Genomic DNA, 11,636 nt, shown 5'->3' on the forward strand with positions numbered 1-11,636 from the left:
TCCATGCACCGCCTCTCGATCCTCCCCCGTCGCCTGACCTGCCTGGCGCTGGCCCTGAGCCTCGGGCTGGGCAGCCTGGGCCCCGCGGCGGCCCAGTCCGCGGCCGCCCTGCCCGCATTGGGCGACACGGTCTCGGCCGACTTCAGCCCGGCCGCCGAGCGTCAACTCGGTGAACGCATCATGCAGGTGATCCGCCGCGATCCCGCCCATGCCGACGATCTGGTGCTGCAAGACTACCTGCTCTCGCTGTGGCGCCCGTTGCTGTCGGCCGCCCGTGCGCGCGGCGACCTCTCGGCCGAACTCTCCGACCGCTTCGCCTGGGAGGCCTTCCTCGTGCGCGACCGCTCGGTCAATGCCTTCGCCTTGCCCGGCGGCTACGTGGGCGTGCACCTGGGCCTGATCGGCATGACCACCACCGGCGATGAACTCGCCTCGGTGCTCGCGCACGAACTGGCCCACGTCACGCAACGCCACATCGCCCGGGGCCTGGCCCAGCAGCGCCAGCAGTCCATGCTCGCCATCGCCTCGATGATCCTGGGCGTGATGGCCGCCAGCCGCAGCCCCGATGCGGCCAATGCCCTCATCACCGGCGGCCAGGCGGCGGCCCTGCAGGGCCAGCTCAACTTCTCGCGCGACATGGAGCGTGAGGCCGACCGCATCGGCCTGGGGCTGCTTGAAGGCGCCGGCTTTTCGGTGCTGGGCATGCCCAGCATGTTCGAGCGGCTGCAGCAGGTCTCGCGCCTGAACGACAACAACGCCTTCCCCTACCTGCGCAGCCACCCGCTGACCAGCGAACGCATCGGCGAGGCCCGCACACGCACCGGCCTGAACGGCCGCACACCGCCGTCGCCCACGCTGGAGCATGCCCTGATGCAAGGCCGTGCGCGTGTGCTGATGGACCCGCGCCCCGATGCGGCTCGCAACTGGCTGGCCACCGAAGGCAGCCCCTCGCCGGACCGCGCCGGCGCCTTGCTGCAAGCCAGCACCGAGGCCCATGCCGCGGCCGCCTTGCGCGACTGGCCGCGCATGCGCGCCGCGCTCGAACGCGCCCAGCCCCTGGTGCAGGGCGACCCCCGTGCCACCCGGGCCCTGGCCCTGGTCCGTGCCGACCTGGCCCTGGCCCAGGGCGAGGCCGCCCAGGCCCAGGCCGCCCTGGCCCCCCACCGCCGCGACGGCTCACGCGCCAGCGAGCTGCTGGGGGCCCAGGCCATCTTGGCCGACGGCGGCGCGGACCCCGTCGCCTGGCGACGCGCCACCGAGGACCTGCAGACCTGGGCCTCGCTGCACCCGCGCGACCACCGCGCCTGGGAACTGCTCGGGCAGGCCTGGGAACGCCTGGGCCAGCCGCTGCGCGGCATCCGTGCCCAGGCCGAGGCACGCTACCTGCTCGGCGATCTCCAAGGGGCGATCGACCGTCTGCGTGCCGCACAGCGGCTGAGCCGCCCCGCCGAAGGCTCCGCCGACTTCATCGAGGCCTCGGTGATCGACGTGCGGCTGCGGGAGATCGAGGCCGAATGGCTGCAGCGGCGCCGGGAGGAGATGGGGCGCTGACCGGGGCGTGAACTGCCTCAGTCGTCCTCGCCGCCGCGCACCACGCGGCGGATGATCTCGGTGGCAAAGCCGCGCGCAGCCAGGAACCGCATCTGACGCGCCCGCTCGGTGGCATCGGTGGGGGCGTTGCCGCCGAAACGGCGCGTCCAGACGGCACGGGCGCGTTCGAGTTCGGTGTCGCGCAATTGCTCGACAGCCCCGGCCACCGCTTCCGGCGCCAGGCCGTGACGCTGCAGTTCCTGGCGGATGCGCGCCGTGCCCAGGCGGGCCGCCTTGCGGTGCAGCACCGATTCGACGAAGCGCTCCTCGCTCAGCCAGCCTGTGGCCTGCAAGGCGTCGAGCACGGCGTTGATGTCGTCCGCGTCATCGGCATGCGGCGCCAGCTTGCGCGCCAGCTCCGCGCGCGAATGTTCACGCTGGGCCAGGTACTTCAGCGCCCGGCCCTTGAGGGAGAGCTTGGCAAAGCCCACGCCGGATCATTCCTCCAGGGGCACTTCGGCGTCCTTGGCGGCCCGGGCCTTGCCCTTGCCGGCGGCCTTTTCAGGTTTGTCGGCCGCCGAAGCCGCGGCGCCGGCCAGCGCCGGCACCCCCAGGGCCTCGCGCACCTTGTTCTCGATCTCGAAGGCCAGCTCGGGGTTCTCTTTCAGGAATTCGCGGGCATTGTCCTTGCCCTGGCCGATCTTCTCGCCGTTGTAGGCATACCAGGCTCCGGACTTCTCGAGCACGCGCGTGTTCACGCCCAGGTCGATGATCTCACCTTCGCGCGAGATGCCTTCGCCGTACAGGATGTCGAACTCGGCGGTCTTGAACGGGGGCGAGACCTTGTTCTTCACGACCTTGACCTTGGTCTCGCTGCCAATGACCTCCTCACCCTTTTTGATCGAGCCCACGCGGCGGATGTCCAGGCGCACCGAGGAATAGAACTTCAAGGCGTTGCCGCCGGTGGTGGTTTCGGGCGAGCCGAACATCACGCCGATCTTCATGCGGATCTGGTTGATGAAGATGACCATGCAGTTGGTCTTCTTGATCGTGGCCGTGAGCTTGCGCAGCGCCTGGCTCATCAGGCGGGCTTGCAGGCCGGGCAGAGCGTCGCCCATCTCGCCTTCGATCTCGGCCTTGGGCGTGAGGGCGGCCACCGAGTCGATGATGACGAGGTCGACCGAGCCCGAGCGCACCAGGGCATCGACGATTTCGAGGGCCTGCTCGCCGGTGTCGGGCTGGCTGATGAGCAGGTCCTGCAGGTTCACGCCCAGCTTCTGCGCGTACTGCACGTCCAGCGCGTGTTCGGCGTCGATGAAGGCGCACACGCCGCCTTGCTTTTGCATCTGCGCCACCACCTGCAGCGTCAGCGTGGTCTTGCCCGAGGACTCCGGGCCGTAGATCTCGATCACGCGGCCACGGGGCAGGCCGCCCACGCCCAGGGCGATGTCCAGGCCCAGCGAACCGGTGGACACCACCTGGATGTCCTCGACGGCTTCGCCCTCGCCCAGCCGCATGATCGAGCCCTTGCCGAACTGCTTCTCGATCTGGGCCAGCGCGGCCTGCAGGGCCTTGGCTTTTTCGGTGTTCAGGGCCTTGACGGGTGCGTCCACGAATCTTTCTCCTTGAGGGTTGGCGATGGGTGTCCTGGGAGCCTGTCTTTGCACACAGGCTGGATGCATGAACAGTATTCTGCGGGGGTCGTACCTCCGAGTAAACAGGTTTTTTAGTCAGTTTGCCTTACTATCAAGGCATGTACTCCTCCTCCCCCGATGACACCTGGCGCCAGATCCACCTGGGCCGCCTGCTGGGCCATGCCCTGCGCCGCTTCGATGCCCGGGTGCTCGCGCTGATGGCCCGCGATGTGGAGGTGCCGCTGGCCCTGGCCCACCTCGCGGCGCGTCAGCAGGTGACGGCCGCGCACATCCACATCACCCGCCACCTGGCGCTGGAGGGTTCGCGCCTGACCGAGCTGGCGGCCCGCGCCGGCATGAGCAAGCAGGCCATGGGCGACCTGGTGGACCAGTGCGAGGCCTGGGGCCTGGTGGTGCGCGAGGCCGACCCGCGCGACGCGCGTGCGCGGCTCGTGCGTTTCACCCCCACCGGCCTGGCCTGGCTGGACGCCTTCCGGCGCGCCGTGGCCCAGGCCGAGGCCGAATTCCGCGCCGAAGTGGGCCACGAGGTGGCCACGGTCGTCATGCTGGGGCTGGAGGCTTATGCCGCAGGCGGGGCGGCCTGACGCAAGGCAGCGTGAGGTGCGCTCGCCTAGAATCGAGAGCTCACACTGTGAGGAGACAGCCATGCGCATCCTGATCGCGGAAGACGATCAAGTGCTGGCCGACGGCCTGCTGCGCTCGCTGCGCGGCGCGGGCTACGCGGTCGACCAGGTCGGCTCGGGCACCGAGGCCGACGCGGCGCTGGCTTCGCACGAGTTCGACCTCATCATCCTTGACCTGGGCTTACCCAAGCTGCACGGCCTGGAGGTGCTGCGCCGGCTGCGCGCGCGCGGCACGTCCACCCCGGTGCTCATCCTCACGGCGGCCGACAGCATCGAGGAACGCGTCAAGGGCCTGGACCTGGGCGCCGACGACTACATGGCCAAGCCCTTTTCGCTGCAGGAGCTGGAAGCGCGCGTGCGGGCGCTGACGCGCCGTGGCCTGGGTGCGGCCTCCACGCTGATCAAGCACGGGCCGCTGACCTTCGATCAGACCGGGCGCGTGGCCTACATCAACGACCAGATGATCGAGCTGTCGGCACGCGAGCTGAGCCTGCTGGAGGTGCTGCTGCAGCGCACCGGCCGGCTCGTGAGCAAGGACCAGCTCGTCGAGCGCCTGTGCGAGTGGGGCGATGAGGTGAGCAACAACGCCATCGAGGTCTACATCCACCGCCTGCGCAAAAAGATCGAGCAGGGGCCCATCCGCATCGCCACCGTGCGCGGCCTGGGCTACTGCCTTGAGAAGATCCCGCAGTAACGCACGAGACACAGGCATCCCACCTTGGCCCGCGAGCAGCGTTCGCTCTTCGGCGAGATCCTCGACTGGATGCTCGCGCCGCTGCTGCTGCTGTGGCCGATGAGCGTGGGGCTGACCTGGGTGGTGGCCGAGAACATCGCCAACCGGCCCTTCGACCGCGCGCTCACCGAGACGGCGCGCAATCTCGCGCAGCAAGTGGCAGTCTCGCACAACGAGGTGGTGCTCCAGCTGCCGCCCACGATCTCGGAGTTCCTCAAGGCCGACAACGCGGATGACATCTACTTCCAGGTGCTGGGGGTGCGCGGCGAGTTCGTCAGCGGCGACCGCAGCCTGCCAGTGCCGGTGGCCGAGGAGCCGCACGACCCGGGCACGGTGAAGCTGCGCGCCGACGAGATCGACAACGTGCCCATCCGCGTGGCCTATGTCTGGGTGGAGGTGCCCGGCGCCGACGAAGGCCAGCATGCCCTGGTGCAGGTGGCTGAGACGCTGAACAAGCGCTCGCACCTGGCCACCGAAATCATCAAGGGCGTGATCCTGCCGCAATTCGTCATCCTGCCGCTGGCGGTGGTGCTGGTGTGGCTGGCGCTGTCGCGCGGCATCGCGCCGCTGTCGGAGCTGCAGCAGCGCATCCGGCGCCGCCAGAGCGACGACCTCAGCCCCATCGACGAGCACGAGGCCCCCGAGGAGGTGGCGCCGCTGGTGCGCTCGATCAACGACCTGCTCGCGCGCCTGGACCAATCGATCAAGACGCAGAAGCACTTCCTGGCCGACGCGGCCCATCAGCTCAAGACGCCGCTGGCGGGCTTGCGCATGCAGGCCGAGCTGGCACAGCGCGAAATCGACGCCGGCCAGCGCGACCCGCAGGAGCTCAAGCGCTCGCTGCGCCAGATCGCGCGCTCCAGCCAGCGCGCCGCGCACATGGTCAACCAGTTGCTGGCGCTGGCGCGTGCCGAAAACCAGGGCCAGACGCCGCGCCGGCACGAGGTGCCGCTGGGCGAGATCGCCACCGAGGTGGTGCGCGACTTCGTGCCGCGCGCGATGGACAAGCGCATCGACCTGGGCTACGAGGGGCCGCAGCGCGGCCTGGGGCCGGCCGGCCGCTCGCTGCTGCGCGGCAACCCGCTGCTGGTCAAGGAGCTGGTGCGCAATCTCGTGGACAACGCCTTGCTGTACACGCCGCCAGGGGGCACGGTCACGGTGCGCGTGCTGCACGACCCCTTCGGCCAGGTGGTGGTGCTGCAGGTGGAGGACTCCGGCCCCGGCATCCCCGAGAACGAGCGCGAGCTCGTGTTCCAGCCTTTCTACCGGGCCCTGGGCACCGAGGTGGACGGCAGCGGCCTGGGCCTGGCCATCGTGCGCGAGATCGCCCAGCAGCATGGGGCCGAGGTCTCGATCGAGGACGTGCGATCCGCCCCCGCCGAGGCCCGCGGCACGCGCGTGACGGTGCGCTTCCCGGTGGCACGCGAGGCCATGGCCCACGAGGCCGCGACCCCCACGCCCGGCGAGCGTCAGGAGGTGCACCCCTGAGCGGGGACGCCTTCCCAGGGCTCCTCTGGGAAAACACGGGTGTGCAAAAAAGAACGGCCGTTCTTTAATGCGCTCACCACGCCACGGCGGGCCCCACGCAGGCCCGGCTGCAGCAGTCGAGCGTGGACCCTGACCCCGAGGAGACACCCTGTGAAACGACGCTTGCCCCGCAGCGCGCTGGCCTTGGCTTGCCTGGCTGCCGCCCTGCCCCTGTCGGCCCAGGCCGACACCTACACCCAGACCCGCCATCCCATCGTGCTGGTGCACGGCCTGTTCGGCTTTGACGCCGTGGGGCCGATCGACTACTGGTACGGCATCCCTTCGGCGCTGCGCGCTGGCGGCGCGCGCGTGTACGTGACGCAGCAGTCGGCCGCCAACGCCAGCGAGGTGCGTGGCGAGCAGCTCCTGGCCGAGCTGCGCCGCCTCAAGGCCGCCTACGGGCACCAGAAGTTCAATCTCATCGGTCACAGCCACGGCGGCCACACCATCCGCTACGTGGCGGCCGTGGCGCCCGACCTCGTCGCCTCGGTCACCACCGTGGGCACGCCCCACCTGGGCAGCCCGGTGGCCGACGCCATCCAGGCCGGCACTGGCGTGACCGGCACCACCGCGACGGTCTCGGCCCTGGTGAACGGCTTTGCCAGCGTGATCAGCCTGCTGTCGGGCGCGCCGGGGCTGCCGCAGAACTCCGAGGCCGCGATGATCTCGCTCACCACCAAGGGCAGCGCCGCATTCAACCAACGCTTCCCTCAGGGCCGGCCCACGAGCTACTGCGGCCAGGGCCCGTCCAGCGTGAACGGCGTGCGCTACTACTCGGCCAGCGGCACCTCGGTGCTCACCAATGTGCTCGACGCGAGCGACGCCTTCCTGGGCTTGAGTTCCCTGGCCTTCTGGGGCCAGGACAACGACGGTCTGGTCGGACGCTGCTCCTCGCGCTGGGGCGTGGTGCTGCGCGACAACTATCCCTGGAACCACCTCGACGAGGTCAACCAGGCCTTCGGCCTGCGCGGACTGTTCACGCCCGACCCGGTGGCCTTCTATCGCACCCAGGCCAACCGGCTCAAGCAGGCCGGGTTGTGAGATGGCCGGGCGTCCCCTGGCGCTGATGCTGGCCGCCACCGCGGTGGCGGCGGCGATCGCCTGGGGCCTGCTGCGCCAGGCTCCCGAGGCCAACGTGCCGGCACCCGCGGCGGCCCCCGTGGGCCGGGCCGAAGGCTTCAGCCTGATGGGTGCGGCGCCCTCGCCGTTGCGCAGTCTGGGGCCGGCGCTGGCGCGCTCGGTGGCCGACGTGGACCATGCCCTGTTCGTCGACGGCTCGCTGCGCGAGGCCGCGCTGGACGGCGACTGGGGCGTGGACGCCCAGGGCCGCTTGCAGCCGAGCCTGGCTCTGCGCCGCCGCTTCGATCAGCTGCTCACCACGCTGGGCGAGGTCAACCTGGATGAACTGACCGCCTGGCTGCTCGACCGCACACTGCGCGACGTGGGGCCGCAGGCCAGCACCGAGATCATGGCCGTGTGGGAGCGCTACATCGCACTGCAGGAGCGACGCCATGCCACGGCGGCCCGGCTGGACGACCCGCGCAGTTGGGCCCAGGCGCTGGCCGAGCGCCAGCGGGTGCGCCGCGAGATCCTGGGCCCGGTGTGGGCCGAGGCCTTCTACCGCGACGAGGAGGAGGCGATGCGCCGGCGCATCGAGCAAGGGCTGCAGGCGAGCTCGCCGGCGTCCTCGACGCTCGACCCGCTGCTGCACCCCGACCCCCAGCTCAGCGCCGACGAGCTGCACCGGCGACGCATTGCGCAGTTCGGCGCGGAGGCGGCCGAACGCCTGCGCGCCGAGGACGAAGCCGAGGCGCTCTGGCAGGCCCGGCTGGCCCAGGCCCGCGCGCAGGTGCAGGCCTTGCAGCAGGCCGCCCATTTGTCCGAGCCGCAGCGCCGCGACGCCATCGAGGGCTGGATCGCCAGCCACTTCGACGAGCGCGAGCAGTGGCGCGTGAAAGCCTTGCTGGGCCTGTAGGGCTCAGCGCCCCATCACCTGCTGCGGCAGCCAGGTGACGATCTCGGGAACGAGGTAGATCAGCCCGAGTGCGACGATCATCAGCACAAACATCGGCGCGGCCTGACGTGCGATCCAGGGCAGCTCCCTGCCTGTCATGCCCTGCAGCACGAAGAGGTTGAAGCCCACCGGCGGCGTGATCTGCGCCATCTCCACGACGATCACGAGAAACACGCCAAACCACAGCAGGTCGATGCCCGCCCCCTGCACGATGGGCAACACCACGCCCATGGTCAGCACGATCATCGAGATGCCGTCGAGGAAGCAGCCCAGCAGGATGTAAAACACCATCAGCGCCACCAGCAGGGCCAGCGGCGACAGGCCCAGCGAGCCGATCCATTCGGCCAGGTGGCGCGGCAAACCGATGTAGCCCATCGACAGCGTGAGGAAGGCCGCCCCGGCGAGGATGAGCGCGATCATGCAGTACAAGCGCGTGGCGCCCATCAGCGAATCGCAGAAGGTGCGCCAGGTCAGCGAGCCCTGCGCGGCCGACAGCACCAGAGCCCCCACCACGCCCAGGGCCGCCGCCTCGGTAGCGGTGGCGATGCCGGTGTAGATGGAACCGAGCACCGCCAGGATGAGCAGCACCACCGGGATGAGGTTGCGCGAGGCCCGGAGCTTGTCGAGCAGGGACAGCCCCGGGTCGGCCGCCGGGATCTGTTCGCGGTGCAGGGCCGCCCAGACCATCACATAGACCATCAACAGGCCCGCCACCAGCAGGCCGGGAAAGACCCCGGCGGCGAACAGGCGCGCGATCGACACGTCGGCCGTGACACCATAGACGATCATGATCAACGACGGCGGGATCAGCAGGCCCAGCGTGCCGGCGCCGGCCAGCGAGCCCACGACGATGCCGTCCGGGTAGCCGCGGCGCTTGAGCTCGGGCAGCGCCATCTTGCCCACGGTGGCGCAGGTGGCGGCCGACGAGCCCGAGACCGCGGCAAAGATGGTGCAGCCCAGGATGTTGGTGTGCAGCAGGCGGCCGGGCAGGCGGTTCATCCAGGGGGCCAGCCCATTGAACATGTCCTCCGACAGCCGGGTGCGAAAGAGGATCTCGCCCATCCACACGAACAGCGGCAGCGCCGTGAGCGTCCAGCTCGACGCCGAGCCCCAGATCGTGAGCGCCATCGCATCGCCCGCCGGGCGGGGGCTGAAGAGCTGCATGCCAATCCAGGCCACACCGGTGAGCGTCAGGCCGATCCACACCCCAGACCCCAGCAGGGCAAACAGGCTCAGCACCAGCAAGGTGGTGATCAGGATGTCGTCCATCAGACCCCCGCTTCGCGCACCTGCGATGCACGGCCGCGCACAGTGAGCCACCATTCATCGACGAAGGCCACGAAGAGCAGCAGCGTGCCGGCCGCCATCGCGAGCTGTGGGATCCACAACGGCGTGGCATCGATGCCGGTGGAGATGTCGTGAAAGGCATGCGACTGCCACACCAGCCGCGCGCTGTAAAACGCAAAGAGCCCGGACAGGCCCACCGCGACCGACAGGCTCCACAGCTGCAGCGCACGCCGCCCCTGCGTGCCCAGGGCATTGAGCACGAGCGTCACGCGGATGTGCTCGCCGCGCTTGAGCGTGTGGGCCAGCGACAGGAAGGCGGCGGCGGCCATGCAGTAGCCCGCATAGGCATCCATGCCGCGCAGCGGCAAGGTGTGGAAGCGGTCGATCACGCTGCCCAGCACCATCGCCAGCGTGCCGATCATGCACAGCGCGGCGAGCACCGCCGCGCCGTCATAGAGCGCATCGAGGACGCGACGCATCACATCTTCTTGTAGGCATCGACGATGGCCTGGCCTTCAGGGCCGGCCTTGTCCAGCCATTCCTTCAGCAGCACCTCACCGACCTTCTGCATGTCGGCCTTGAGCTGGGCCGACGGCGGCAGCACCTCCATGCCGTTGGCCTTGAGCTTGGCCTGGGTGTCGGTGTTGACGCGCTGGCTGGCGGCCCAGCCGCGCTCCTCGGCGGCCGCGGCGGCTTTGAGCACGGCGTCCTGCGTGGCCTTGTCCAGCGCATCGAAGGCGCGCTTGTTGGCGATCACCGCGTTCTTGGGCAGCCAGGCCTGGGTGTCGTAGTAGTACTTCAGGTGCTCGTAGAGCTTGCTGTCCACGCCGGTGGCACCGGAGGTCATCATCGACTCGACCACGCCGGTGGCCAACGCCTGGGACAGCTCGGCGGCCTGCACCGTGACGGGCTGCGCGCCCACCAGCTCGGCGATGCGCGAGGTGGCCGGGCTGTAGGCGCGCCACTTGCTGCCCTTGAGGTCGGCCGCGGCGTTCAGCGGCTTCTTGCTGTAGATGCCCTGGGGCGGCCAGGGCACCGAAAAGAGCAGCATCATGCCCTGTTCGGAAAGCTTCTTTTGCAGCGCCGGTTTCTGGGCCGCATAGAGCTTGCGCGCCGCGGCGTAGCTGTCGGCCAGGAAGGGGATGCCGTCCAGACCGAAGGGTTGCCATTCATTCTGGAAATTCACCAGCAGGATCTCACCGGCCTGAGCCTGGTTGCCCTGGACCGCACGCTTGATCTCCGGCGCCTTGAACAGCGAGGCCCCGGGATGCACCGTGATGGCCAGCTTGCCGCCGCTGGCCTCGCCGGCCTCCTTGGCGAACTGCACGATGTTTTCAGTGTGGAAGTTGCTGGCGGGATAGGCGGTGGGCAGGTCCCACTTGGTCTGGGCAAGGGCGCCGGCGGCAAAGCCCACCAGCACGGCGGCGACAAGAGACGGCTTGAGCATGGAAACCTCCAAACGTTCGGGAGCGGAAGCGGCACACGTCGCCGCAGGCAGGGCTGGTCACGCAAGAACGGGGCCAGGGCGTGCCCACCAATGTAGTGAGTTGCCACCGATCCGGGATCAGTGTTTTCCCGTCATGTTGACATTTTGTCGATAAAACGTTGATGTATGGCGTACATTATCTGGGTGGTCGGCCCCCTGGCAGGGCCGCTATGACCGGTTTTGGTGCGCCGTGAGGCACCTGCTTGGAGAAAAACCATGTCCCGCCGCAAATCCGCGCCCGCCCCGACGGCAGGTGTGCCCCTCGAGCCCCGACGGCCCATCGTCTCGTCGGCCCATCTGGTCTCGCCGCGCAGCAGCGAACTCAGCGAGTTCGAATTCGGGCTCATCGTCTCCAACAATGCCTTCTCGCGCTGGATCGTGCACTGCATGGCCGCCGCCGGCCTGCGCGAGCTCACGCCGCTGGACGTGCTGGTGTTGCACCACGTCAATCACCGGGCCCGAGACAAGCGCCTGTCCGACATTTGCTTCATCATGAATGTCGAGGACACGCATCTGATCAACTATTCGCTGAAAAAGCTGCAGAACCTTGGGGTGGTGCAGTCCAGCCGCAACGGCAAGGACGTCACCTATGCCACCACCGAGGCGGGCCGGCGCCACGTCGAGCGTTACCGCGAGATCCGCGAGGCCTGTCTGGTGAGTGCGCTCAACGCCAACGAGGCGCTCAACCACGAAATCGGCGAACTGGCCCGGCTGCTGCGCGTGCTCTCCGGCGTGTACGACCAGGCGGCCCGCGCCGCCGCTTCGCTGTGAACCCATGGAG

At 69.3% G+C, this 11,636-nt stretch carries 12 protein-coding genes; 7 read left to right on the top strand and 5 right to left on the bottom strand.

The annotated features are described in order from the left end of the window. Positions 1-3: 3 nt before the first annotated feature. Entirely contained in the window at positions 4-1,551 is a 1,548-nt protein-coding gene (locus AC1ECW_RS02125) for a M48 family metalloprotease (protein ID WP_409704559.1), read from the top strand. Between the two features lie 17 nt (positions 1,552-1,568). Here the strand turns inward: AC1ECW_RS02125 and recX are convergent, their stop codons facing one another. Next, a complete protein-coding gene (gene recX, locus AC1ECW_RS02130; protein ID WP_481201082.1) occupies positions 1,569-2,021 on the bottom strand; it encodes a recombination regulator RecX in 453 nt (150 codons plus the stop codon). A gap of 6 nt (positions 2,022-2,027) precedes the next feature. Continuing rightward, positions 2,028-3,143, bottom strand: a complete 1,116-nt coding sequence (recA, locus tag AC1ECW_RS02135) for a recombinase RecA (protein ID WP_409704563.1) — start codon at positions 3,141-3,143, stop codon at positions 2,028-2,030. Positions 3,144-3,283: 140 nt separating this feature from the next. Between recA and AC1ECW_RS02140 the strand changes: the two genes are divergently transcribed. From AC1ECW_RS02140 to AC1ECW_RS02160, 5 genes are all read left to right on the top strand, one after another. After that, positions 3,284-3,769 (top strand): MarR family winged helix-turn-helix transcriptional regulator, encoded by a 486-nt coding sequence (locus AC1ECW_RS02140; RefSeq protein WP_409704565.1) that lies wholly within the window; start codon positions 3,284-3,286, stop codon positions 3,767-3,769. Between the two features lie 61 nt (positions 3,770-3,830). Then, entirely contained in the window at positions 3,831-4,502 is a 672-nt protein-coding gene (locus AC1ECW_RS02145; protein ID WP_409704567.1) for a response regulator, read from the top strand. Between the two features lie 69 nt (positions 4,503-4,571). After that, the gene (locus AC1ECW_RS02150) at positions 4,572-6,029 is read left to right on the top strand and encodes a sensor histidine kinase (RefSeq protein ID WP_409704587.1); all 1,458 of its coding nucleotides are present in this window, start codon (positions 4,572-4,574) and stop codon (positions 6,027-6,029) included. A gap of 150 nt (positions 6,030-6,179) precedes the next feature. Next, positions 6,180-7,109 (top strand): lipase family alpha/beta hydrolase, encoded by a 930-nt coding sequence (locus AC1ECW_RS02155; RefSeq protein WP_409704569.1) that lies wholly within the window; start codon positions 6,180-6,182, stop codon positions 7,107-7,109. Position 7,110: 1 nt separating this feature from the next. Further along, on the top strand, positions 7,111-8,043 hold the full coding sequence (locus tag AC1ECW_RS02160; RefSeq protein WP_409704571.1) for a lipase secretion chaperone: 933 nt from the start codon (positions 7,111-7,113) through the stop codon (positions 8,041-8,043). A 3-nt stretch (positions 8,044-8,046) separates the two neighbouring features. Here AC1ECW_RS02160 and AC1ECW_RS02165 read toward each other — a convergent pair whose 3' ends face one another. The 3 genes from AC1ECW_RS02165 to AC1ECW_RS02175 are packed head-to-tail and all read right to left on the bottom strand — an operon-like array spanning position 8,047 to position 10,816. Beyond that, positions 8,047-9,351 carry a TRAP transporter large permease gene (locus tag AC1ECW_RS02165; RefSeq protein ID WP_409704573.1) on the bottom strand — a complete coding sequence of 435 codons (1,305 nt, stop codon included), beginning with the start codon at positions 9,349-9,351 and terminating at the stop codon, positions 8,047-8,049. Then, positions 9,351-9,848 (bottom strand): TRAP transporter small permease, encoded by a 498-nt coding sequence (locus tag AC1ECW_RS02170; protein ID WP_409704575.1) that lies wholly within the window; start codon positions 9,846-9,848, stop codon positions 9,351-9,353. Before AC1ECW_RS02170 ends, AC1ECW_RS02165 begins: the two co-directional genes overlap by 1 nt. Continuing rightward, on the bottom strand, positions 9,848-10,816 hold the full coding sequence (locus AC1ECW_RS02175) for a TRAP transporter substrate-binding protein (protein ID WP_409704577.1): 969 nt from the start codon (positions 10,814-10,816) through the stop codon (positions 9,848-9,850). The genes AC1ECW_RS02170 and AC1ECW_RS02175 overlap by 1 nt, the downstream gene beginning before the upstream one ends. A gap of 255 nt (positions 10,817-11,071) precedes the next feature. On the opposite strand from AC1ECW_RS02175, the gene AC1ECW_RS02180 reads away from it, so the two are divergent. Next, complete coding sequence (locus AC1ECW_RS02180; protein WP_409704579.1) at positions 11,072-11,626, top strand: winged helix DNA-binding protein; 555 nt, start codon at positions 11,072-11,074, stop codon at positions 11,624-11,626. Positions 11,627-11,636 lie beyond the last annotated feature (10 nt).

The sequence above is a fragment of the Caldimonas hydrothermalis genome (assembly GCF_056746695.1).